Consider the following 21,059-nt stretch of genomic DNA (forward strand, 5'->3'; position numbering starts at 1 on the left):
CGTCAAGACTACCGACAGAGACCTTGCGCATGCCACTCGCCTTGCTTGCACTTGCCGTTGCCGCGTTCGGCATCGGCACCACTGAATTCGTCATCATGGGCCTGCTGCCCGATGTCGCCCGCGATCTCGCCGTGAGCATTCCGCATGCCGGCCTGCTGATCACCGGTTATGCCTTGGGCGTGGTGTTCGGTGCCCCGATCCTGGCGATCGGCACGGCGAACATGCCGCGCAAAGCCACGCTGCTGGGGATGACGCTGATGTTCATCCTCGGCAACGTACTCTGCGCTCTCGCACCGAACTACGCGACGCTGATGGCCGCGCGGGTGGTCACGGCGCTGTGCCACGGTGCATTCTTCGGCATCGGTTCGGTGGTGGCTGCCGGACTGGTCGCACCAAACAAACGCGCACAGGCGATTGCCATGATGTTCACCGGCCTGACCCTGGCCAACGTCCTCGGCGTACCACTGGGCACCGCGCTCGGCCAGTACGCCGGTTGGCGCTCGACGTTCTGGGCGGTCTCGGTGATCGGCGTCATCGCGGCACTCGCGCAGTGGCTGTGGCTGCCCAAACACATCCCGATGGACAAGGCCAACCTGGCCAGCGAGTTCAAGGTGCTGGGCAAGGTCAATGTGCTGTTGGCTCTGGGCATGAGTGTGTTGGCGTCGACCAGTCTGTTCAGTGTGTTCACCTACATCGCGCCTATCCTGCAGGACATAACGGGGGTCAGCCCGCACGGTGTGACGGTGATGCTGCTGTTGTTCGGTGTTGGCCTGACCGGCGGCAGCATGCTCGGTGGACGCCTGGCCGACAGCCGTCTGCTGCCATCACTGGTGGGCGTGGCCTTGGCGGTGGTGGTAATTCTCGCGGCATTCAGCCAGACCAGCCGCTCGGTGGTGCCGGCAGCGATCACCCTGGTGCTGTGGGGAATTTTTGCTTTCGCGCTGTGCCCGATCCTGCAACTGCTGATCATCGATCAGGCCCATGAAGCGCCGAATCTTGGCTCGACGCTGAACCAGAGCGCTTTCAACCTCGGCAACGCGGCCGGTGCATGGATCGGCGGACTGGTGGTGGCCAGCGGCGCGGATCTGGCGGATCTGCCGTGGACTGGCGCGCTGGTCGGTGTGCTGACGGTACTGACCGCTGTATTTTTCATCTACCTGCAACGCAACCGCCACGTCGCTGCCGACATTGCGCACTGAGTTGACGCCACCTTGAAATGATACCGGGCCAGCAAAGGCCCGGTGTCGTTCAAACAGTCAGCTCAGACAAATACGCCGCCTCGCAAAGGCTCATCGGTCAGCGTCGCTCCTGGCTCGGTCAATGAGCTGAACAAGGTATGACCTTGCAGCAATTTGCCGTACCAGGTGTTCAACTGCTCAACGTCTGCCTGCCCGTCAAGCGCTTCGACCCACAGCACCAGATCACCTGCAATGTCTGCCGTCATCCGCACCGGAGCAAGCAGCGAGAACGGGCTGTTGACCTGCAACAATTGCAGGACCACACCCTGCAGCAGCGTCCTCGGCAGCGCGCCCAGACGCAATGCAATCAACCAGCCGCCGGGTGTGCGCTCGAGCAACAACTCAGGCCCGTCGCCAACGCGCAAACGGCAGGTCTGCTGTGCCTCTGACGGCAACGCCAAATCCCATTGATCCAGCCATGCTTTAACTGTCATGAGGGTTTACTCCTTGATCCGCCAGGCTCGGGCCATGTTGACGGTGGTAGAACTGAATGCCTTGCTCCAGGGTTTGTTACGCGCGCCGTAATTGTCCGCAAGGTCATCCAGCGCTCGATTGATCTCGGCCGGAGTGGTTGCACGCATCAGGCTTTGCTCGACGCGACGCAACAACGCCACGTTGGATTTCGGCTGTCCGACACGGAACAGGGAAGGCAAGATCACTTCCTTGCGAATGTTCTCAGCAATCACCGCTACATCGCGCTTGCGCATTTCGTCCACCGCCGCCTTCAGTACCGGCGACTCCAAAGGTGTATTGCGCAGAGCGCCGAGCAAGCGTTGATGGTCGGTGTTATCGGCGTTGTTCAACGTTTTGCTCAACCATTCCTTGCGCTCCGGCGTAGTCGCCAAGGCATCCAGCCGCGAGAAGGCCGAACGCAGGTTATCGGTCAGCTTCATGTTTTCAGCCGAGAGGATCGCCACCGTCAGCCCGGATAACGCCTCGCCAACCTCCCGCCGGAACTGCACAACGTCTGCTGTACGCACCGGATCCTGGGCCGCGACACTGGCAAGCATTTCGTCATCAAGGGCCAGCAACGCTCCTTCCATCGTCGCAAACGTGTGGGCTTCGCGGGCCTGTAAACGGTTGTCGAGGTGGTCACCGACTTCGTTCTGCAATAACGCCTGCAACGAATTCTTGACGCTGGCGGGCATGGTGAAGTTCAGGGTTCCGCCCAGCATCCCGCTGTAGTCGCCCGACTCGGTCTTGAGTGGCACCACGACAGTCTGATCTTCGAACGCGGCAAGCCCCCGGTCTTGCAGTGCCGCTTGCGCTCCCAGCGGAGCACCCACGATACCCTCCGTCACATTGATAGCCCCCGGCCCGGCCCTTTTTGTGCCACCGGATCCTCAGGAAACTTGAGGATGAGGTTATCGGCCTGACGCAACGGGCTGTTCGAGAACTGCCGATTGATCATCTCGGGAACCGGCACATTGAGCATGACACCGCCATCCTGAAACAGCGTGACTTCGCCCTGTTCCTGGAACGGGTGCGCGGTTTCCGCGACTTTCTGGAACACCAGCGGGAACGACCCGGAAATGTGTGCAGCACGGGCAATGTCCATGTCGGGGGTCAGGTCGGCGTTGAACACCACCAACTGCGGACGCCCTTCGTACATGGCCGTGCCGGTCATGCTCAGTTCCTTGATCTGTGGGATATACCGGCTGAGCACAGTCAGGTCGCGGAAGGTCACCACGCCGCCGGCCCCCAGTTTCTGTGCAATAGCTCTCACGGCGGGTTGCTCAGCGATGTCCATATGAGCCGCGATCTGGTGCATTACCGACTTACTCGTCTCCTCGCGCAGGACCTTCTCCAGCGGTGCCGCTTCGGAATCCGAACGTGGCAAGATGTCGTACAGCAGACGAACAATGCTGCCGACTACACCCATCCTGCCAAAGGTGATTGCATAGGCGCAGCCGGAAATCACATGCTGGACTTTTCTCAACCAGCTTTTACCGCTGTCGAGCAGGGTGATCAGGTCCATGTTGTCCGACAGAGTCTTGAACGAACCGGCGCTCATGCCCGACGCCAGCAGCGCGGCCGTGATAGCCCCGGCCGACGAACCGGAAATACTCTTGATGCCCTCTAGCGCACCCTTGTTTTCCAACGCCGAAATCGCCCCCGGATACGCCGCGCCTTTGGCGCCACCACCGCTGAGGACCAGGGTGGTCAACGGCGGCCGCGCCAGTTGCACTTCGGTGACGCCGTTCTCGAAACTGCGCAGCGTAACCTTGCGCTGTCCCGCCGCATCGGCGATCAACTGCGACGTACCTTCAGGCTGTGGGGTTACCAGGCTGGCACGGCTGATGTCCGGTACTTTCGCGCTGAGGGCAATGCCAATCGTGGTCTTGAGCGCAGCCATCAGACTCTGACCCACAACCTGGCTGGACAAGGTGCCCTTGGCCGGTTGCGAATCCTTCGGAGGGGTGACTTCCTGCTGCCTGCCGGCACTGGCGAGCGCGTTGACTGAGGACGGAATTAGCATAATGGCTCCCAATAAACGTTGGTCCTTTACAGGAGCCAATACTAAGGGAACGGTTTTTTTGGCTTTTCCAATATCGGGCGTATTTTTGTCAATTTAGAACGTCAATGCTGGCGCATCGACAGCACTGTCGATGGCGGTCGCAGAGGCTCTGCCCTTGTGCAGCCACGCCTGCTTGAAGGCAGCCTCCAGAGCACTCAACTGACCATCGACGCTCGCGTCGATAATGCCGATTTCGGTCTCCAGAATGCAGCCGCCCTGATCCAGCCGGGCATCGGCAATGACCTCGACGTAGCCCACTTCCGGAAAATCCTTGAGCACCCGGGAGATCTGTTCGCGCACCTCAAGCACCTGATCCGGCTGCACGTGCAGGATCACCTGCTTCTGGTTGCTGACCAGTGACAGCGCCTGCTGCGTCACTTGCAACGTCAACTCGATATTGTCGTAGTGCTGGAGAATCTTGCGCACCGCTTGTAGCACCACGTCGCTCATCTGTTGTTCGACCTCACGGTAATACTGATGACACTGCAACAGCGTCTCCTGAATCAGTGTGGCCTGACGAATACGTGCCTCTTCGATGCCAGCCTGCCAGCCCAATGCCTTCTGTTGTGCGTAGACATCATGGGCGGCCTGTTCGATTTCGGCGGCGCGCTTGCGAGCCACTTCGACCAGTTCGCCTGCTGTCAGATAATCCTGATAGTCGCGGCTGCGCAGCAACACCTGGTCCGGCGCGAGCTGCACTTCAGAGGCTTTTATTTCAATAAATGGAAGCATTGCGGGCTCACTTGTCGGGCGATTTTCAGGCACAACGCCTGGGCCAATGAACGCTGGTGACTGCTCACTGCCCACTGCACCGGGGGCGCGGACGCAGCGGTATCGGTGAGCGCCAGGCGCAAGGCAATGCGCCGGGCAAATCCCGGTGCAACGTCAATGCAGGCCTGCAACCAGAAAGCCAGTGCACGTTGGCGCAGGCAATCACCGAGCTCACCGTCAGGCAATGGCTGCTGCCAGCCTTGCGGCCAGGCGCCTATGATCAGATCCAGTTGCTCCAGGCAGTAGCGATGTCCTGCCTCGCCGATCACCGCGTGAACCCGACGCAGGTTGTTCGCGTCCAGTACCTGGCGAATTGCGTGGCCATGCAGCAGTGCGCCCAAGTAACCGAGGGTCTTCTCCAGCGCAGCCTGCTCAAAGAACGCGAGGCCTGCGAGGGTCGGCGGTAACTCGTAGTCGATGTCCAGCGAACACTCGTTCAGCAGCCAGGCGTTGATTCCACTGTGCCGACGCCAATGGCTCAGTGTGTCCGTCAATTGCATCAGCGCAGGCGGAACACGCGTAAGGTGGATGTAGCGGGCCGGGCAAAATCGCAGTTGATAGGGCGTCAGCAACAACGTCATTACGAAGCCCTGCTGCGCTGCCACAAGTACTGACCGAGGTTGCTCACCACCAGCAGCGCAACCAGTAAGCCGAACAGCCCGAGTAACCGTCCACGGGATGCTTCCGTCACCTGAATCGAGAACACCGTGTCATAACGCGGTGCGAGCGGAACTTGCCGAACGTCCGCCGAAGGCACCAGCACCACGCTGATGCGGTCGTAACTCAGGCCTTCAATGCCGTTGTTCACCAGTTGCTTGATCTGCGGAATGTAGGCGTCGAGCTGGATGTCGGCTGCATGCTTGATAAACACCGACGCCGAAGCCGGGGAAGATTTCTTGCCCAGACCATCACGGTCTTCAGGCAGCACCACATGGACGCGCGCCACCAGTACGCCGTCGATCTCCGACAGGGTCCGGGAGATCTCCTGGGCCTTGGCGTAATTGAGCCTGGCACGCTCCTCGACCGGCGAGGAGATCAATCCTTCTTTGGGAAACACATCCTTCAGCGTGGAAAAGCTCTCACGCGGATAGCCCTTGCGCTTGAGCGCGTCGATGGCCTCGGCAATATCCGACTCCTCGACCAGCAGTTTGATCTTGCCATCCTTGTCCGGCTGCTTGGACGCTCCGATCCCTTCGGTGCGCAGCAACGCGAGCATTTCATTGCCTTCTTTCTGGCTGATACCGGCATAAAGTTCGACCTTGCAACCGGCGAGCAACATCACGGTCAGCAACATCAGAGTTCGATTGAGTCTCTTCACGCAGCACCTTATTGGGTTTTCATCAGCGTTTCGACATTCTGACTCATGCGTCCGACCGTCTTGGCGATCAGCTCTTCCTGCATGCTGATGCGCATCAACGACCACTGCATCTGCATCAGGCTGCTCGGGTCATCACCGGGGGTCGACAGCTCGACCTCAAGGTCGTGCTTGGCCTGAGAGAAACGTTCTTTGATCTGTCCGATTTCATTGAGCAGGTTGCCCCCAAGACTCTCGGTGCCCTTGGCCATCGCCTGCTCGAAATCGGCGATTTGCCCGGCACTGGCCTGGGGGTTCTTGAGCTCATCGAGACTGGTGACCGCGGCCTGACTTATCTGACTAATGTCCATCACGACTCCAGATCGGGTGAGTGGGTGAAGCTCATCATGTTTTTGACCAATCCGTTGGTCGGGATCAGGATCTGCAACTCGCTGCGCACCAGGGTGTCCAGGTACTCGCTGCCCTCAATCCCCTTGATCTCGCCCAGTACGTAGAGCAACAGCGTTTCCTGTTGCTTGCCAAAAGGTGCCTGCTCCTTGAGCAGGTCCTTGAGCGCCAGACGATCCTGCTCAGGCCCTCCCCGTGATTGCGGGAACTGCGCCAGCAAGCGGTCCGACAGACCGTCCATGAGCCAGTCACGCAACTCGGAACGACGGTTCTTGGCCGACTCCGGCAGGTCCTCGCGAAACCATTTCCAGACGGTGTCGCGCTGCTGCGTGCGGTCCATTCCCGTCAGGGCTGTCGTCAGGCTCGCGCCTTGCAACCACAGTTGCTGAGCGGCATCGACCGGCGCTGGCCGGGTCGCCACCGGAGGGCCCTTCATCGCCGCCTCGAAGGCCTGCACCTGAGCGGGCTCGACCGGCGCCGGGGGTCTTGCGTCCGGTCCATTGCGCATTGGCACCTGCGCGGACGACCCATCAATTTTGTTCATGGCCCCTCCGGGTTACGCATGCCTTGGGCAAACTGCACCAGGCGCGGGTCATCGCTCGCGGCCAGCTCGGCCAGACGCCGATCCAGCGCCGTGCCCAGGCCCAGTCGCCATTCGCACAACGCCAGCCAGGGTGCCAGTTCCGGCCAGGGCTGACCCTCGCCCAACTCCAGCGCCTGTTGGTAATGCCCCTGATTCATCAGACTGGAGAGACGGATCAGGCACGCGGCCTGCGCCTGCCCCTCAACCTGCTCGAGCCAGTTGGCAATCTGCTGCGCTTCTTCGTGGCAATGGTGGCCGGTACCGGCCAGGGCTAGTTCTGCCATCAGCCCTTTCAATGAACTGTCCATCATCAGATTTTCTGCAGGATGCCCTGCATCAGGTCTCTCATCGAACGCGTGACGGTCGAGTTGATGTTGTAGATCACCGACCATTTGTTGAGTTTGTGCTGAAGCTCGGCCAGCAGCGCCGGGTTGTCAGCGGCCTCCTTGAGTGCCGCAATGGCATCACCGACTTCCTTGTTGGCGTTGTTCGCCTGCTCCTTGAGGTTGTCCGCGACTTTGTCGAGGGTGTTGACGGCGCTGTCATTGGTAAAAATCGATGCCATTACGAAGCTCCCTTGAGGGTGTTGAGAATGCTGATGGCAGCCTCGACTGCCTGGGCTTCCATCTGCCATTGCTGGTATTGCCGAGGCTCACCGCCGCTGATCAAACGACGCTTGCCAATGGCCTGGGCCTGTTCCAACTGCGCGCGAATCTGCCGCTCAAAATCCACGTCAGCGGCGCACAGACGCTCCTCCAAAGCCGTCATCACTAAGTGGCTCTCCCTTCAGGTTGATGATGAATTGTTGTTTGCCGCGACTGACAATCACGGCGTCGGCATTGATCGCCAACACCCTCACGCCTTGCGGAGTCGACGCATCGACCGGGTATTTCTGACCGTCACCCAGTACCACATAAGGCAGTTTGCCGAGAGACACCGAACGCACCACGAACTCCAGCTCATCGGTACTGGCGCGCTTGTTGCGACTGAGTAGTTCCAGGGCCGGGCGGGCGCCGAACTCCTGACGAAATTCACGCTGCAACTTATAAAACTGGTTGAGCTGCGCCTCATCGAGCTGCCCGCGCATCTCGATGCGCTCGCCCTTGTCGTCATAGGCCAATGCGGTTTCAAGGCCGAAATCCGCGAGCATCTGGTCGAGTCGCTTGAGGTGCGAGCCGGCCAGCCGTACGCGGTTTTCCACGCCCAGCAATCCGGGTACGTCTGCCTTGAGCAGGCTGTCGATTTGTAGCCAGTGATCATCTTCCAGCGCCAGCTCGCCGGTCAGGCGAATCCAGCCGGGTTGATCGGCATTAACGGTGCGTACCTGGCGATAACCGAATTTCTGCAGGATGAATTCCACTCCTTGCCGAATTTCTTCCATGCTGCGTACATCGAGCCGATAGGTCAGCGTGCTGCGCTCAAGGTATTGCTGCAGTGCCAACCGTGCGCGGTTATCTTCCAGGTAACCCGTGAGTGTGATGCTGCCATTGGCCTGTGGCTCCGCGACCTGCACGGACTGGAACTGGCGATCACGTAAAAAACTGCGCAACGCGACCAGCGGATCTTCGCCGGTCATACCGCCGCTGCCGCCCGACCATGGCCCGCCAAGCAACCCCACGAAACCCACCAGCAGCAACACGCTGACGGCGAGCATCAGTCGTCCTCCCCAATAGGCCCGAGGCAGCTTCGCCCGCCGTTCCTGGGGGTTGGCAGCGATGGGCAACTGCTCGCTGAACTGACGCTCCTGAGCGCAAAAAGCCCACAGCAACGGCCCGCAAGCCTGTCGGACCAGCGCCTGCAACGCAGTGCCACCCACCAGCGGCTGGCCCCCCTGAAGCGGCTGATTACCCTCGGCCCACTCCAGCAGACGAACACCTTGCGGGTCGACGTCCAAGACCAGATGAACCGGCGCAATACCTTCATCGACCAGCACCAGATCGGCTTGCAACGGATCGCTGCCGATGACCACACGCCCTTCGGCCAGCGGCACTTCGACCCTTGGTTGAGGCCGCTGTAAAAACGGATTTTCCAACTCATTTCAACGCTTCTCAGGCGCGCGAACGCACTGATCGACACCTTCGACGCAGGCACCTTCGGAAATGCGCCAACCCGGGGTGGTGTTGCCCATGACGCAGGCGGTCAGTGAAGAGTCCTTGCCGGCCTGCGCCAGTATCTGCTGCAGTTCGCGGGCCTGCCCCAGTGCCTGGCACTGCGTCGTGCCGAGCAATTTCTGCAACGACAGACTCTGGTTCGACAACTCATCGACCTGGAGCAATTCGTCCATATAGCCACGCTTGCTGCCCAGTGCCACGAAATGACCGAGGCCGTTGTCGATCAGTCGCGGCTCGATCAGAAACAGGCGCACCGAACGGCGGGTGAAGCTGGACTTGAAACGGAACAGTGCGCCCAGGTACGGGATATCGCCCAGCAAGGGCACCTTGCGCATCGACTCGCTGAGTTCGTCGCGGTAGATACCGCCGATCAACAGACTCTGGCCATGGCCGACGCGCGCCACGGTATCGACCACGGTACGGGCGATGGTCGGAAGACCTCCAGGCCCGGAACTATTGGGTTTCTGGTTGCCGTCTTCGATGTGCAAGCTGAGGCTGATTTCCGGTTTGTCACCCAACTGGATCACCCGCGGTGTCAGTTTGAGCATCGTCCCGTAGGTGATGGGCCTGAGTTCAGCCACGCGCTCACCGATGAGTCTGACGTAATAAGTTTCGCTGTGATCGATCACCGCGAGGGTATTTTCCTGGGTCAGCACGGTCGGCCGCGAGCCGATCTGCGCGCGACCCTGGTTCTGCAACAAGGTGATTCGCGCCAGCAGGAAATCCAGACCTCGACTGTCCACCAGACTGGCACCGGCCTCCCTGGTCGTCGCGGGCCCGCCGAGGTTCTCTGTGCTGGTGCGGATGTCGACCAACTGGCGAGGACCGACGCTGATCCCGACGCGCCAGTCCACACCCAGCTCGGCGAGGTTTTCTGCGTTGATGTCGACAATCGACAACCCGACTTCGATGCGCGCCGACGGCCGATCCAGCGCCGTGATCAGGCGCCGGTACATCGGCATGCGTTCCTTGGTATCGCGCACGAGGATGGCGTTGAGCGAGGGTTCGGCCTGAACCACCGCACGCCCGGACTGCACCGGCGAACGTGGACTGTCCTGCCCTTCGACCGCCACCACGTTGGCGTCACCCAGCACCCGGGCGAGGATGGTCGCCACGCCGGGGGCTTCAATGTCGTCCTCGCGATACTTGATTCGTCGATCTTCGGCGACCGCGTACTTGAGCGGAAAGATTTCCACCACCAGGTCGCCGGTCTTTTCACTGCGCAATGCGTGCTGCTGCTCCAGGGCCATGGCGGTTTGCTCCACCAGGTCGAGGTAACGCGAAGGGCCGGAGATATACACCAGCCGTCCGCTCATGTCCGGTCGCCAGCCAAAGCGCGGTTCCCACACACCCCCGCTTCCAGCGCCTGCCTCAATTCGGCTTCGCTGACTTGCTCCAGCTTGACCAGTCGCGACTGCATTTCAGTGGATTTGAAAACATACAGAACAGCCCCGTCGTAATACCAGATGAGGTTGTAAAGCGAGGCCATCAGTTGCAGAAAGGACTGCGGATCCTTGAGGTCGAAGCGCCCGCTGACCTGGTCGTTGACCTTGTCACTGACAATCACCGAGCCGTCGTAGTTGGCGCCGAAATTGGCCAACACATCGCGCAGGTTTTCACCTTGAGCGACGTAGTTGTAGGGGATGGCTGGCCAGTCCAGATCCTGACCATAAGCGGTAGTGGTCAACAGCCACGCAAGTACCAGACTCGAGAATCGCGAAACACTCAGGGACGCCATAACGTTTGTTTCCACTGCGGTTCAAGGCCTGCAAGCAGCAAGTCTGGCTTGATCGTTTCCAGTAGGGTGACCTGAGCCGTCAATGCCTGCTCCAGATCGTCGAGTTCGAGGGTGCCCAGATCAAGCCGCGCCTCAAGGACGAGGTTGGACTGTTCGTCAGTCGCCAGCCCCTGCGGATGATGGCGACTCCAGCGGGTAACCTTGCCCAGCAAGTTGAGAAGCACCTCACGATCCGCCGGGGATTGGGCCTGAACCTGCCAGTTCAGTGGACTGGAGAGCACCAGATCATCGCCCTGACGGCGCAAATACAGGCTATGCGTGTCGACCCGCAGGTGATAACGGCCCGATTGATCGGCCACAAAGGCCCCTTGGCCCGTGCGTGCGGCCAATCCGGTCAGTAAATGTTCCATGATTCCTCGGCGTATCTGGCAGTCAGAGGCTCTGCCAGTAAAAGTGATCGTGGGCCTGACACAGGTTGCGTTCTTGCAGGAAGTGCTGCACCGCGTCCGCGGCGCCAGCGTCCTCGTCAAGTTTGGCCAGCGGCTCCCACAGCGAGGTCAGCACCACCGGCACGGGTGCAAAGCCATCGAGCTTGCCATCGGCCAGCAACACGGCCATGCCTTGATGCCAATTGGGCCAAGCGAGTCTCGCCTGCTCGGAAATCATGCTCAGCTTACGCACCAGCGCCGCAGTATCGGCTTGGGTCTTGGCCTCACAGCGCTCGATTTTGGCCAGCTCCAGACGCGCCAGTTGTGAGTCGGTCGAGCCCACCTGACGCCAGAACTGCGCCTTGATACGCAATTGACGAGCCTGGGTTTCATACTCGATCAACGTAGAACGCCAGCTGGGAATGGCTTCGTCGAACAGGCTTTCCCACCAACCGTAAACAGGTAACAGGACCCAGTCGATGATCGCCTGGGTCGAGGCGAGGTTGATTCGGTCGCCCAGCCAATTGCACCAGTCCTCGCCCCGGGCGGAGGCCTGACGCAGAACCAGTTGAATGTCGCCGCGCTCAAGGGCCATTCCACGGGCAAGGCGTTGCTGCAGCCAATTGGACTGAAACAGCTGCTCCAGCTGCACACGCGGCAGCAGGCGCTGTAACAGACTCAACTGTCGCGCGCTGATGATCCCCGATTCACGGTACAAGCCGCCTGATACACAGCCTGCCACTCTGCCTCGACGGCGGGCATCCTGTCCCACTACGGAGACCCGACGACCAGCAAAAATACCGGCTTGAGGGCGTTGATTATGGTCTTCCTGGCTCATTCTCTGCCTTGACTATCTCGTTTCGTAGCACACCCGTCAGCGTCTTTCACTGCGACCAATCTTACTGAGGGTCAATGGACCAAACTTGCAAAAAACGTCATTTTTTTTAGCCCGACGCTATTCTTTTCCTTGCCTGGAACGACTGGGCGTACACCCGAAACGGCGTCGATAGCTTTGGGTAAAGTAGGACTGACTGGAAAAACCGCTTTCCATCGCGATGTCCACAATACTCATCTCACTGTTAAGCAATAAATGGTGGGCGTAGAGGATACGCCGCTCGCTGATCCAGGCACGAGGGGAAACGCCATAGACTGAACCGAACAATTCCTTGAACGTTGTCAGCCCCATGCCAAACTGCCGGGAAAACTCACAGAGCCGCCACTCCTTGAGATAGTGCTCCTCCATGAACACTTGCAGTCGCTCGACATGGCGACTGCCCTGCTGGCGCAACACCGACATCAGCGCCGGCCCTTGGGGGCTGAACGCGAACAACATCAACAACTCTTCGACCCGCAACAGCGCCAGCATCGGTGGATGTTCGTGCACCATCAGGCCTTCCAGCCCCTTGATGCAGTCAGCCATCAATGGCGTACTGGCAAACGCGATAAGACTGACCCCGGGCTCATCCCAGCGTTCGACTTCACTTAATAGATCGCCGAAACGCTGAATAAACTTTTGTAAAAACGGAACTGATAATGGGATCCAAAGTAAACGACACTCATGTTTGCCCGTGCTGACGACGTAGTTGCCTCTGCGAGCAAACACTAGTTCGCCCGGCATGAGGCAAAGTGTCGCATTACAATCCTGAACTGTGAGCTGCCCTTCAATCAGGATATAAATTCCTGCTTCACCGTTCGATACGAATTCAAACGTAGGAATAGCCCATCGGCACAGTTTTATCTGTTTCCGAGCACGTGTGCTGGCACCTTGCATTTTTTAGTGACCCCAACCTGCACATACAGTTTGTACGGCGCCTAGGCAGGCAACGTACGAAAACTCACCCTCGACGTAATACGGCGTGACACCCTGATCGATGATCAACTCAACGACAGCTGTCATTAGTAATAGTTAATTATCGAATTAGAACAATTACTCTTATTAAGCGGCATCACGCCTTTTTTTGTATAACTCGCGAAGTATCGGAATACTCACTGAAATTAATTAGCAAAAAATTAATACAAAGCATTTCAAAGATGTGTCGCCGCGGGCCGGACAGTGCATTTTGGATAACACGGTAGTTGTCCAAGCTGTACTTTCATGTCGTTATCGATCACTACAGGCTGCCAACTTCTAGCTTGAACAGGCCCCTCTTCGGACCAGGCCAGTTGACTGCGCAACGACAATCCCTCGCCGGCTACCTGCGCCGGCATCAGACGAAAGGCAAAGTGCACAGGCAACGCCGTCACCCGGTAACTGGCCTGGGCAATCATTCGCGGCTGCCCTTCGACCTGCGCATAAAGACGCACACTGACATAGGCCGGGCGCGTGACAGCGGACGGCATGCGCACCTCGCCTTGCACATTCACCCGCTCTATCGGCGCGGGTGACACACTGACACAGCCGACCAGAGCCAATAAAACACTGCACAGCAGCGCTTTGATCATGGCCGCCTGACCTGACGCTCATAAAGGGCCGATGTATCGCCATCGATCAACCGTTGCAGGTGCTGCTCAATCTGATGATCGGTAGTCACCTGTGTCGACAGCCAGCGCCCCAGTTCAGCCACACTGGCCACACCTGCCTGGCGGCTGGGCACCTGACTGAGCGAACGTCCGGCAAAGCTCCCGGAAACTTGCGCCTCGTCGGTCTTGACGGCGGGTGGAATACCAACGCTGTCTATTTTCATAACTCTGCTTAAACCCTCATGCCGGCGGGTCTGGATTGCGCGAGTGCGGCACTGTCCCGTCCAGGCAGCAACTTCTGCCAGAATTCGGCGTGATCCAGCAGGTTGGCCAAGGTGCTTTCGAAACGTAACAAGTTCAGCTCGGCGGCCGGAATCTGCGCGTACAGCTGCACCAGGCCCGCTTCCTCGTCAAAACCAAAATGCAGGTCGAAGCGATACCAACGTCGATTGAAACTCGCCAGTTGCCGGAAAATTCCTTCGCCTAAGGTTTCGATCCCCGCCACATCGGCTTCCAGGACGAGTCGGTCACGTCCGGCCAGCAATACCAGCGTCACGCCCAACTGATCGTCAAACAGAAGGCTTGCGACCCCTTCTTCATCCAGCGACAAAGCGGGAAGTCCACTGCGGCTGGCAAATTCGGCAAGTAGCTGATTGACCCTGATACTCAAATCCATGCATGTCTCCTCGAGCTAGGCGAATGCTAGCACCCGGCCATGCAGCGGTTTTGTCACTGACGGGCTTTTCTTTTAAGAAAAAAGCCACATCACTGCGGCTTTTTTCCTACAACCAAAATCAAATCAGGCTACGCCAGCGGCCGCTCGCCATGCCTGGTTGTGGTTCGCGGTGTACTGCACAATAAATTGCAGCATATCCTTCATGAAGTTGGCGTCGTAGCTCAACTTGTCTTCAACCTTCTGCTTTTCACTCTGGGCAATCGACGCGTTGACTTCGTCTTCCTTGGCATTGGCCTGAACCGCCGTTTGCTCGACCTGCACCGCGTTATTGGACATCTGTCCAAGTGCCTGATTTACGCCGTTGATGCTTTGCAGCTTGGCATTGCGGTTATCAATACGCTGCCCGGCCAGTTTGAGCGCACTGGTGTCGGCTGCCTGATCCTTGGACCAGATCTTGCCGACTTCGACACGATCGGCGTCCGAGGTTTTACCCAATGCCTGCATCTTCGCGTCGATCAGTTCGTTGCGACCGGCGATGTTTTTCTCCAGGCTTTTCTCCTGGCTGATTGCCTTGCCATTCTTGACCGCGCCGATGGTACCGGTAATCGCCGATGCCACGGCCATCACCCCGGAAATCACCGCCATCGCAACCATCAAATTGGAGCCGCTGCGCATTTCATCCACCTGGGACTGCTGCGCGTTGATGATCGAAGTGTTCTCGCTGTCGCGCTGAACGATGCCCAACTCGCGAGCCTTTTGCGCGATGCGAAACAACAGCACCATCAGCTCGACACTGCCATTGAGTTCACTGCTGACTTTGCCCAGGCCTTCGGGCTTGAACGTTTGACGCGGCTCGATCAGATCGACGCCCGAGCTCTTTTTCGCTTCACCGAGCGGCATCATGCCGGCGGCGTGAACGGTTTCGCTGCGCGCGGCGGATTGAGTTTTTTCCAGCGGCTGAGTATTGCCAACCTGACTCAGCCCGTGAGCGCCATAACCTGTTTCAATAATCATGATGTGCTCCTCAGATAGCCGCAGGACGGCTGGAAAGGTTGTGCAGGCTGTCGCCCTTGGCATTGATCATCTGGAAAATCTGTTCCATGACCTGCAAAAACGACTCGACCATGTGACTGAGCTCTTCCTTGAGTCTGTCCATGACGGCCTGGAACTGCGTGAGCTCGGAGCGCCCCTCCAGGACATCGGCCTGTTTGACGGCTGACTTGGCCTGAAACGCCGAGTTGGCGGTTTGCGCCGCACCGTTGGCGACATCCAGCGTCACATCGGAAATCTGCATGCCGAGTTTGGCGCCATGGGAAAGCGACTGACTGGCAACGTTGCCGAACTTGCTACCCAGATCCGCCACTTTGCCGGCGAGGCTGGCAGTGAGCTCGGCGGCCTTGCCACCGATTTTTGCACCCACTTTGGCGACCGCCCCCACGGCAGCCCCCGAAACTGACTACCGCAGCGATCACGGCGATGGCGATTTCAATCCCCATCAGAGCCGGTCCGAGCTTTTCCATCACTTCTTTGCTGATCAATCCGTCCTTCGCTGCTTGTTGCACAGCCTGGGAAACGACACCCATCACACCGCCGGCAATCATCAGTGCTCCGGCAGCCGCGCCAACGCCCGTCGCCACCAGGATGGCGCCAACGATGATCGAGGCAATGGCACTGATCCAGCCAAAGATCTTGCCGATCAGACCGGACTTCTGCGCTTCTTTAGCCGCCTCGGTCGCCTCCAGAATCTTCTTCTGGTTTTCTTCTATCTTCTGCAGGTTTTGCTCACGCGCCTGCTTGATCTCTTCGATCTTGAGCTTCTTCTGCGTGGACTCCAGTTCGCCGGTCACTTTGGCCAACTCGATTTCGAAGTCCTCCACCGAGCTGAGCCGCGCCACACCCAGCCGAGAAGTTTCAGCGATAAAGCGCTGAGCCAGCGCAGTGTCCTGGCGCACCGACTGCACCAGACGATTGATGTCCGCCCGAGAGCTGGCATCCAGTCGTTGCTGACTCGCCGCCGAAGGCGCGGTCAATTGCACACCCTGAGTGTGGAGGGCCTGACGGCCATCCGCCTCGACCCGGGAGACCGTAAGTGCGTCCCCTCCTCGGTCATTGCGTGGACGGGCCACCGGGTCGCTGGCAAAAACGTCCCCGGTGGCAAGCGCAACGCGATCAAACGTTATCGGATTCATTGTGTTGATCCTTTCTCGCTAATACGGCTTCCAACATGGCGCCGGCACGCTCGGCCAAAACCGCGTGCGCCGGCTGTGCCGAGGCCAAGGCCCGAGCCGAGTAGAAGCCACTCTCGGCTCCGTCGAGATCACCCAGTTGCAGGTGACACTCGCCAGCATGAAACGGAAATCTGGGCTCGTTGATGTCAATCAGCGCGCCATAACTGAAGCTCTGCAATGCCAGCTCAAGCTGCCCCAACGACTGGCGACAGGCACCCAGTCCGAGGAAGAACCGAACGTCGTAGTGATCGAGCATGCACAGCGATTGAAAGATCTTGTGGGCGTCCTCGCACTTGCCGGCCTGGTATTGATTGAAGGCCAGGGAATAGAGCTGCTCCAGGCTGTCGCCGGAGATGTTTTTGAGCATGGCCAGCGTGCCGCCATCGCGCAAAAAGCTTCCAGTTCCTTCTCGTATTCCTCAGACAAATCTTGTTCTTGCTGGCTCATCAACCGTTCCTATATGGCATTTAGAATGTCGCGCATCACGCTGTCGTATTTCTGGACGAAGCGATTGAGGGCCTCGATCGCCGAGTTGTAGCGCGAGCTGACATCGTTCAACAGCGTGGTTTTTTCACTGACCTGGTCGTTGATCGGACGGGAGCGATCGCCCACCGTCGTGGCGAAGTTGGCAATGGGGTTGTTCTCTTTCTCGAACGCGTAGCTGTTCTGCAAGTCCGCGTCTTTCATCGCACCGCTTTCCTTGGGTTCACCTGTCAGAAATGCCTTGATGCTCAGCGGCTTGCCCGCGCTGTAGGTATTGAGACCGGTCAGCAACTTGTATTCCGCGCTGGCCTGCCAGCTCTCCTCGGTGGGGTAGCCGTACAAGGCCTTGTCAAAAAGATTGAGCCCCGGTTCGATCTCGATTCCTGCTTTGGCCGCCAGCTTCGCGTTGATCTGCGACTGGATCTTGCTGAAGATATTGAGCTCGGCAGTCAGCGCCTTAAGGTCGTCGCGCAACTCGTTGCGTTTGCCGTCCTGTATCAGCAAAACCTCTTCGTAAACACCGCGAACGTCATCATCGATTCGATCACCCGTCAGTCCGAAATGCGTCTTGGCGAGGAATTCTTTCAGCGGCCATGGCTGGCCTGGCTTGGCATCGGCGTACTGATTGATCAGCTGCTTGACGGACTCGATCCCGGACTTCACCTGCAGCTCATACAGGCCGCCCTTCGTGATCGGTACTGGCGGCAGAAAGTAGGCCAGCAGCTTGTCCATCTGCGCCGACGACAAGGCTTGGTTGTCATGGGAAAAGCTGACTTTGCGGTTGCTGATCAGCGCCCGCAGTTCTGCGAGCGCATCGGTTCCGCGCCCCCGCAACTCATCTGCAGGCAGTGTCTGCAACTGGTTCAGAAAACCCGAAAGGTCTTGCTGGTATTGCCTGATATCCATAAGAGGTTCCTTACACTACAAGTCCACGCATCGAGGCCGGACGACGCAGGCGTTTACCTTCATCGGCAACCGGCGGACGGCTGATCCGCATCCGCTGCACTTCCTGCAACAGCTCTTGTTCCGCGGCCTGCACCAACGGCTGATCCGGTGATCGAAAGACCCGATCACGAACCTCGGCAGACAACCCCAGGCCTTCCCACATTTCACCGAGCAAGCGTTCGCGGTGCTCGTTGTCCTCAATCGCCCTTTCGGCAGCCTGAAGCGTTTTGGCGTAGGTTTCGTCGTGCATATCCATGGCTCCTATAGTAGGGACAGGGCGATTGGCTTCCTGTCAGGCACGGTCGATTTTTTGTCGTTTTCGCATTGATTGCAGCGAACACACGTGTCCGGCCTGTAACTCGAACCAGCCGGCTTGCGGCTCGGCGGCGCCCGTCCAGCGACGATAGAAACGCTCCATCCGCTGGCCCTCCAGCGGACTTCCGGCCATCGCATCTACCTTGCCGTACAAACCGGCCTGCGGCCCGAGAACCGCGAGTACCGCCTCAGCCAGTACATAAAGCGCCGCAAAGGAATTGCCCAGACCGCGCCGCCCGTCGACGCGGCGCAGCATGACAATCCAGACCCGCGAACCTTCGCAGCGCCAGGCCAGCTCACAGCCGCCATGCACGAATCGCCAACCCAGCGACAACGAGCTCTGGCGCAGAAAATGCGGCTGAATGTCATAGCCTTTCGCTTGCAGCCAGTGCGTCAATGGATCGCCGCTCATAACGAAACCCGCCCCAAGGGCTGAATATTGATTTGCTGGGTCAGCTCCTGATACGAGAGCACCGGCAAGCCGTAGTAATCGCCTTCAATCAACTTGCGCACGTAGCGGCGGATGTCCATCGACACGACCAACACTGGTTTGGTCTGCATTTGCGAGAGGTCGCCGACGGTCTGCCGGACTTGTTCGAGGAAGGACTGGGTGACGGCCGGGTCCAGTGCCAGATAGCTGCCGGCACTGGTCTGACGGATGCCGCCACGAATCTGCTCTTCTACCAATTGGTCGAGCAGATAGGCCGGCAGGATGTTGTTGCCGCTCGAATACTTGTAGCAGATGTAGCGTTTGAGGCTGCTGCGGATGTATTCGGTGAGTTGCACCACATCTTTCTCTTTTTGCCCCCACTCGACCATCGCTTCGAGAATCGCCCGCAGATTGCGGATCGAGATGTCCTCGCCCACCAGGCGCTGAAGAATCTCGGTCATGCGCTGCAACGGAATGATGCGTTGGGCTTCTTTCACCAGTTCCGAATAGCTGTGCTCCATCTGCTCCAGCAGGTAACGGGTTTCCTGGATGCCGATAAAGTCTTCGGCGTATTCGCGCAGCACATGCGACAGGTGCCAGGTCAGCACCTGATCCATGGTCAGGAAAGCGCATCCGGATCGCTCAAGCCGCCCTTTGTGCTCGGCGTCGACCCACAACGTCGGTTGGCCCGGCAGCACCGGTTCGCCCTCTTCAAACGGCACGCCAATCAGCTCCAGCTGACTGGCCCTTTCCTGCACCAGCAACTGCGCACTGCGCAGGCGCCCACGTGCCACCGGCACCTCTTGCAACTGAATCAGGTATTCGCCGTCTTTCAAGCCGTCATTGAAGCGCAGATGGATACCCGGAAACGGAACGCCAAAGTCCAGATAGAGCGCACGTCGTACCCGCACCAGCTCATCATTGAGGGCGAGCGCCTCAAATTCCTGCTGCATGCCCGCATCGACATCGATCAGCAAGGGTACGGTCATGGCGAACTCTTCCTTGTCACCCAGGCGCGAGCCTTTGGGCTTGCTGCCCGAGGGCTTGGATTTGGGCCTGGCCGATGACGCGGCGCCCGCACCTTGCGCCAACAGCGTCGGCAAGTCCTTGGGGTTGTTCTCGGCGACCAGAGCGCGTTGACGCAACAACATGAAGTAGCCGCCACCGCCCACCACGGCCGCCAACACCATGAACGTCACCGTCGGGAATCCGGGGATAAGCCCGAACAACACCAGCAGCACACCACCGATCAACAGGGCCTTGGGCTGCGCCACGACTTGATCGCCGATGTCATTGCCCAGGTCCGAGGCGCCATCTGACGAGTCCCGGGTCACGATGATCCCGGCCGTGATCGCGATCAACAGCGCCGGTACCTGGCTGACCATGCCGTCGCCAATCGTCAGCACCGAATACAACTGCAAGGCATCGCCGGCGGTCATGCCCTTTTGGGTCATGCCGATGGTGATGCCCGCGAGGATGTTGATGAAAATGATGATCAGGCCGGCAATCGCATCGCCTTTGACGAATTTCATCGCGCCATCCATCGAGCCGAACATCTGACTCTCGCGCTCGATCACCGCTCGCCGGTCCCGCGCTTCGTTGACGTCGATGACACCGGCGCGCATATCGCCGTCGATACTCATTTGCTTGCCGGGCATCGCATCCAGAGAGAATCGCGCGCTGACTTCAGCCACGCGCTCGGCACCTTTAGTGATGACCAGAAACTGCACAATGGTGATGATCAGGAAGATGATGCAACCCACCACCAGATTGCCGCCCACGACGAAGTTGCCAAACGTGTAGACGATCTGGCCGGCGTCGGCTTCCAGCAAAATCATGCGCGTGGTGCTGACCGACAACGCCAGCCGGAACAACGTGGTGATCAACAACACCGCCGGGAATACCGAAAATTGCAGCGGCGAGCTGACGTAGACCGACATCATCATCAACACCACCGACACCGTGATATTGATCGCAATCAGGATGTCTAGCAGGAACGGCGGCAGCGGCAGGATCATCATGAACACCACGGCCAGCAGCATCACGGCCAGCATGATGTCCTGGCGCTCGCCCACCTTCCTCAGGAAATCAGACAGCGCGTTCATAAGACTCTCGCTGACTCAGAAACCGTTCGTGAGCGACGCGGGCATCGGCCATGCGTCCCTGTAACTGGCACGCGCGACTGACACAGTCCCACAGCGCCAGGTCATCCTCGCCATCGGCCAGCAACCGGTCGCATTGACGTTCGGCCAATGCGCCCTCCTCCAGTTGCAACAGCGCCACCACCAACGCCCTGCGCGCCTGGCGATGGGTCGGATCAACCGCCAGCAGCGCCTCAAGAAATATCCGTGCCCGACCTGGCTGGCCGCACTGCAGCTGTAACCAGCCGAGCAGTAGCAGCAGGTTTTGCTGTACCGGTTTCAACATCATGGG

28 protein-coding genes and 1 pseudogene are annotated in these 21,059 nt (G+C 59.0%); 1 reads left to right on the plus strand and 28 read right to left on the minus strand.

What is annotated here, in order from left to right; all coding sequences use genetic code 11:
* Positions 1-29 precede the first annotated feature (29 nt).
* Positions 30-1,199 (plus strand): MFS transporter, encoded by a 1,170-nt coding sequence (locus JFT91_RS03445; RefSeq protein WP_201231569.1) that lies wholly within the window; start codon positions 30-32, stop codon positions 1,197-1,199.
* A 62-nt stretch (positions 1,200-1,261) separates the two neighbouring features.
* Here the strand turns inward: JFT91_RS03445 and JFT91_RS03450 are convergent, their stop codons facing one another.
* The 28 genes and pseudogenes from JFT91_RS03450 to sctY form a co-directional block, all read right to left on the minus strand.
* The gene (locus JFT91_RS03450) at positions 1,262-1,672 is read right to left on the minus strand and encodes a CesT family type III secretion system chaperone (protein WP_201231570.1); all 411 of its coding nucleotides are present in this window, start codon (positions 1,670-1,672) and stop codon (positions 1,262-1,264) included.
* Positions 1,673-1,678: 6 nt separating this feature from the next.
* Positions 1,679-2,524, minus strand: coding sequence for a hypothetical protein (locus JFT91_RS29840; protein ID WP_277953309.1), 846 nt, complete (start codon positions 2,522-2,524; stop codon positions 1,679-1,681).
* Between the two features lie 11 nt (positions 2,525-2,535).
* Entirely contained in the window at positions 2,536-3,717 is a 1,182-nt protein-coding gene (locus tag JFT91_RS29845) for a patatin-like phospholipase family protein (RefSeq protein WP_277953310.1), read from the minus strand.
* A gap of 93 nt (positions 3,718-3,810) precedes the next feature.
* Positions 3,811-4,488: an HrpE/YscL family type III secretion apparatus protein gene (locus tag JFT91_RS03460; RefSeq protein WP_201231571.1), complete on the minus strand. Its 678-nt coding sequence runs from the start codon at positions 4,486-4,488 to the stop codon at positions 3,811-3,813.
* Positions 4,467-5,108: a Yop proteins translocation protein K gene (locus JFT91_RS03465; RefSeq protein ID WP_201231572.1), complete on the minus strand. Its 642-nt coding sequence runs from the start codon at positions 5,106-5,108 to the stop codon at positions 4,467-4,469. The genes JFT91_RS03460 and JFT91_RS03465 overlap by 22 nt, the downstream gene beginning before the upstream one ends.
* The gene (gene sctJ / locus JFT91_RS03470; protein ID WP_201232228.1) at positions 5,108-5,857 is read right to left on the minus strand and encodes a type III secretion system inner membrane ring lipoprotein SctJ; all 750 of its coding nucleotides are present in this window, start codon (positions 5,855-5,857) and stop codon (positions 5,108-5,110) included. Before sctJ ends, JFT91_RS03465 begins: the two co-directional genes overlap by 1 nt.
* On the minus strand, positions 5,854-6,192 hold the full coding sequence (sctI, locus tag JFT91_RS03475; protein ID WP_201231573.1) for a type III secretion system inner rod subunit SctI: 339 nt from the start codon (positions 6,190-6,192) through the stop codon (positions 5,854-5,856). Before sctI ends, sctJ begins: the two co-directional genes overlap by 4 nt.
* Complete coding sequence (locus tag JFT91_RS03480; protein WP_201231574.1) at positions 6,192-6,773, minus strand: YopR/YscH family type III secretion effector; 582 nt, start codon at positions 6,771-6,773, stop codon at positions 6,192-6,194. Before JFT91_RS03480 ends, sctI begins: the two co-directional genes overlap by 1 nt.
* A complete protein-coding gene (locus JFT91_RS03485) occupies positions 6,770-7,123 on the minus strand; it encodes a YscG family type III secretion system chaperone (RefSeq protein WP_347340617.1) in 354 nt (117 codons plus the stop codon). The genes JFT91_RS03480 and JFT91_RS03485 overlap by 4 nt, the downstream gene beginning before the upstream one ends.
* Positions 7,123-7,377, minus strand: coding sequence for a type III secretion system needle filament subunit SctF (gene sctF / locus JFT91_RS03490; protein ID WP_095187057.1), 255 nt, complete (start codon positions 7,375-7,377; stop codon positions 7,123-7,125). Before sctF ends, JFT91_RS03485 begins: the two co-directional genes overlap by 1 nt.
* On the minus strand, positions 7,377-7,580 hold the full coding sequence (locus tag JFT91_RS03495; protein WP_207196768.1) for an EscE/YscE/SsaE family type III secretion system needle protein co-chaperone: 204 nt from the start codon (positions 7,578-7,580) through the stop codon (positions 7,377-7,379). Before JFT91_RS03495 ends, sctF begins: the two co-directional genes overlap by 1 nt.
* Positions 7,546-8,802: a type III secretion system inner membrane ring subunit SctD gene (gene sctD, locus JFT91_RS03500; RefSeq protein WP_347340618.1), complete on the minus strand. Its 1,257-nt coding sequence runs from the start codon at positions 8,800-8,802 to the stop codon at positions 7,546-7,548. Before sctD ends, JFT91_RS03495 begins: the two co-directional genes overlap by 35 nt.
* Before the next feature lie 48 nt (positions 8,803-8,850).
* Positions 8,851-10,272: a type III secretion system outer membrane ring subunit SctC gene (gene sctC / locus JFT91_RS03505; RefSeq protein ID WP_347340619.1), complete on the minus strand. Its 1,422-nt coding sequence runs from the start codon at positions 10,270-10,272 to the stop codon at positions 8,851-8,853.
* Complete coding sequence (locus tag JFT91_RS29850) at positions 10,236-10,661, minus strand: hypothetical protein (protein ID WP_277953311.1); 426 nt, start codon at positions 10,659-10,661, stop codon at positions 10,236-10,238. Before JFT91_RS29850 ends, sctC begins: the two co-directional genes overlap by 37 nt.
* Positions 10,649-11,071 carry a YscB family type III secretion system chaperone gene (locus tag JFT91_RS03510; RefSeq protein ID WP_201231577.1) on the minus strand — a complete coding sequence of 141 codons (423 nt, stop codon included), beginning with the start codon at positions 11,069-11,071 and terminating at the stop codon, positions 10,649-10,651. Before JFT91_RS03510 ends, JFT91_RS29850 begins: the two co-directional genes overlap by 13 nt.
* 22 nt (positions 11,072-11,093) lie before the next feature.
* The gene (locus JFT91_RS03515; RefSeq protein ID WP_347340620.1) at positions 11,094-11,831 is read right to left on the minus strand and encodes a T3SS regulon anti-activator ExsD domain-containing protein; all 738 of its coding nucleotides are present in this window, start codon (positions 11,829-11,831) and stop codon (positions 11,094-11,096) included.
* Between the two features lie 213 nt (positions 11,832-12,044).
* Positions 12,045-12,860, minus strand: a complete 816-nt coding sequence (locus JFT91_RS03520; protein WP_201231579.1) for a helix-turn-helix transcriptional regulator — start codon at positions 12,858-12,860, stop codon at positions 12,045-12,047.
* Positions 12,861-13,114: 254 nt separating this feature from the next.
* The gene (locus JFT91_RS03525; protein ID WP_201231580.1) at positions 13,115-13,531 is read right to left on the minus strand and encodes a YscW family type III secretion system pilotin; all 417 of its coding nucleotides are present in this window, start codon (positions 13,529-13,531) and stop codon (positions 13,115-13,117) included.
* Complete coding sequence (locus tag JFT91_RS03530; RefSeq protein WP_201231581.1) at positions 13,528-13,773, minus strand: T3SS regulon translocated regulator ExsE family protein; 246 nt, start codon at positions 13,771-13,773, stop codon at positions 13,528-13,530. Before JFT91_RS03530 ends, JFT91_RS03525 begins: the two co-directional genes overlap by 4 nt.
* Positions 13,774-13,781: 8 nt before the next feature.
* Positions 13,782-14,225: a type III secretion system chaperone gene (locus JFT91_RS03535; RefSeq protein WP_201231582.1), complete on the minus strand. Its 444-nt coding sequence runs from the start codon at positions 14,223-14,225 to the stop codon at positions 13,782-13,784.
* A 123-nt stretch (positions 14,226-14,348) separates the two neighbouring features.
* Positions 14,349-15,239, minus strand: a complete 891-nt coding sequence (locus JFT91_RS03540) for a YopD family type III secretion system translocon subunit (protein ID WP_201231583.1) — start codon at positions 15,237-15,239, stop codon at positions 14,349-14,351.
* Between the two features lie 10 nt (positions 15,240-15,249).
* Positions 15,250-16,414: pseudogene (sctE, locus tag JFT91_RS03545) on the minus strand (type III secretion system translocon subunit SseC family protein).
* Positions 16,395-16,868, minus strand: coding sequence for a SycD/LcrH family type III secretion system chaperone (locus JFT91_RS03550; RefSeq protein ID WP_347340628.1), 474 nt, complete (start codon positions 16,866-16,868; stop codon positions 16,395-16,397). Before JFT91_RS03550 ends, sctE begins: the two are co-directional and overlap by 20 nt.
* 41 nt (positions 16,869-16,909) lie before the next feature.
* Positions 16,910-17,842, minus strand: coding sequence for a virulence-associated V antigen (locus JFT91_RS03555; RefSeq protein ID WP_201231584.1), 933 nt, complete (start codon positions 17,840-17,842; stop codon positions 16,910-16,912).
* A 10-nt stretch (positions 17,843-17,852) separates the two neighbouring features.
* Positions 17,853-18,131 (minus strand): LcrG family type III secretion system chaperone, encoded by a 279-nt coding sequence (locus JFT91_RS03560; RefSeq protein WP_207196769.1) that lies wholly within the window; start codon positions 18,129-18,131, stop codon positions 17,853-17,855.
* 42 nt (positions 18,132-18,173) lie between these two features.
* The gene (locus JFT91_RS03565; protein WP_201231585.1) at positions 18,174-18,608 is read right to left on the minus strand and encodes an LcrR family type III secretion system chaperone; all 435 of its coding nucleotides are present in this window, start codon (positions 18,606-18,608) and stop codon (positions 18,174-18,176) included.
* Positions 18,605-20,731: a type III secretion system export apparatus subunit SctV gene (gene sctV / locus JFT91_RS03570; protein ID WP_201231586.1), complete on the minus strand. Its 2,127-nt coding sequence runs from the start codon at positions 20,729-20,731 to the stop codon at positions 18,605-18,607. The genes JFT91_RS03565 and sctV overlap by 4 nt, the downstream gene beginning before the upstream one ends.
* A complete protein-coding gene (gene sctY, locus JFT91_RS03575) occupies positions 20,715-21,056 on the minus strand; it encodes a type III secretion apparatus assembly chaperone SctY (RefSeq protein ID WP_201231587.1) in 342 nt (113 codons plus the stop codon). The genes sctV and sctY overlap by 17 nt, the downstream gene beginning before the upstream one ends.
* Between the last annotated feature and the right edge of the window lie 3 nt (positions 21,057-21,059).

It is taken from the genome of Pseudomonas sp. TH08, assembly GCF_016651275.1.
GTDB lineage: Bacteria > Pseudomonadota > Gammaproteobacteria > Pseudomonadales > Pseudomonadaceae > Aquipseudomonas.

What these genes read in the sequence shown, in the direction of transcription:
- JFT91_RS03495 (WP_207196768.1), bottom strand. Translation starts at nt 7,580, where the DNA reads ATGACGGCTTTGGAGGAGCGTCTGTGCGCCGCTGACGTGGATTTTGAG.
- JFT91_RS03565 (WP_201231585.1), bottom strand. Translation starts at nt 18,608, where the DNA reads ATGAGCGGCGATCCATTGACGCACTGGCTGCAAGCGAAAGGCTATGAC.
- JFT91_RS03555 (WP_201231584.1), bottom strand. Translation starts at nt 17,842, where the DNA reads ATGGATATCAGGCAATACCAGCAAGACCTTTCGGGTTTTCTGAACCAG.
- JFT91_RS03480 (WP_201231574.1), bottom strand. Translation starts at nt 6,773, where the DNA reads ATGAACAAAATTGATGGGTCGTCCGCGCAGGTGCCAATGCGCAATGGA.
- JFT91_RS03510 (WP_201231577.1), bottom strand. Translation starts at nt 11,071, where the DNA reads ATGGAACATTTACTGACCGGATTGGCCGCACGCACGGGCCAAGGGGCC.
- JFT91_RS29850 (WP_277953311.1), bottom strand. Translation starts at nt 10,661, where the DNA reads ATGGCGTCCCTGAGTGTTTCGCGATTCTCGAGTCTGGTACTTGCGTGG.
- JFT91_RS03465 (WP_201231572.1), bottom strand. Translation starts at nt 5,108, where the DNA reads ATGACGTTGTTGCTGACGCCCTATCAACTGCGATTTTGCCCGGCCCGC.
- JFT91_RS03450 (WP_201231570.1), bottom strand. Translation starts at nt 1,672, where the DNA reads ATGACAGTTAAAGCATGGCTGGATCAATGGGATTTGGCGTTGCCGTCA.
- JFT91_RS03560 (WP_207196769.1), bottom strand. Translation starts at nt 18,131, where the DNA reads ATGCACGACGAAACCTACGCCAAAACGCTTCAGGCTGCCGAAAGGGCG.
- JFT91_RS03520 (WP_201231579.1), bottom strand. Translation starts at nt 12,860, where the DNA reads ATGCAAGGTGCCAGCACACGTGCTCGGAAACAGATAAAACTGTGCCGA.
- sctV (WP_201231586.1), bottom strand. Translation starts at nt 20,731, where the DNA reads ATGAACGCGCTGTCTGATTTCCTGAGGAAGGTGGGCGAGCGCCAGGAC.
- JFT91_RS03460 (WP_201231571.1), bottom strand. Translation starts at nt 4,488, where the DNA reads ATGCTTCCATTTATTGAAATAAAAGCCTCTGAAGTGCAGCTCGCGCCG.
- JFT91_RS03540 (WP_201231583.1), bottom strand. Translation starts at nt 15,239, where the DNA reads ATGATTATTGAAACAGGTTATGGCGCTCACGGGCTGAGTCAGGTTGGC.
- sctF (WP_095187057.1), bottom strand. Translation starts at nt 7,377, where the DNA reads ATGGCATCGATTTTTACCAATGACAGCGCCGTCAACACCCTCGACAAA.
- JFT91_RS03535 (WP_201231582.1), bottom strand. Translation starts at nt 14,225, where the DNA reads ATGGATTTGAGTATCAGGGTCAATCAGCTACTTGCCGAATTTGCCAGC.
- JFT91_RS03525 (WP_201231580.1), bottom strand. Translation starts at nt 13,531, where the DNA reads ATGATCAAAGCGCTGCTGTGCAGTGTTTTATTGGCTCTGGTCGGCTGT.
- sctY (WP_201231587.1), bottom strand. Translation starts at nt 21,056, where the DNA reads ATGATGTTGAAACCGGTACAGCAAAACCTGCTGCTACTGCTCGGCTGG.
- sctI (WP_201231573.1), bottom strand. Translation starts at nt 6,192, where the DNA reads ATGGACATTAGTCAGATAAGTCAGGCCGCGGTCACCAGTCTCGATGAG.
- JFT91_RS03485 (WP_347340617.1), bottom strand. Translation starts at nt 7,123, where the DNA reads ATGATGGACAGTTCATTGAAAGGGCTGATGGCAGAACTAGCCCTGGCC.
- JFT91_RS03445 (WP_201231569.1), top strand. Translation starts at nt 30, where the DNA reads ATGCCACTCGCCTTGCTTGCACTTGCCGTTGCCGCGTTCGGCATCGGC.
- JFT91_RS03530 (WP_201231581.1), bottom strand. Translation starts at nt 13,773, where the DNA reads ATGAAAATAGACAGCGTTGGTATTCCACCCGCCGTCAAGACCGACGAG.
- JFT91_RS29845 (WP_277953310.1), bottom strand. Translation starts at nt 3,717, where the DNA reads ATGCTAATTCCGTCCTCAGTCAACGCGCTCGCCAGTGCCGGCAGGCAG.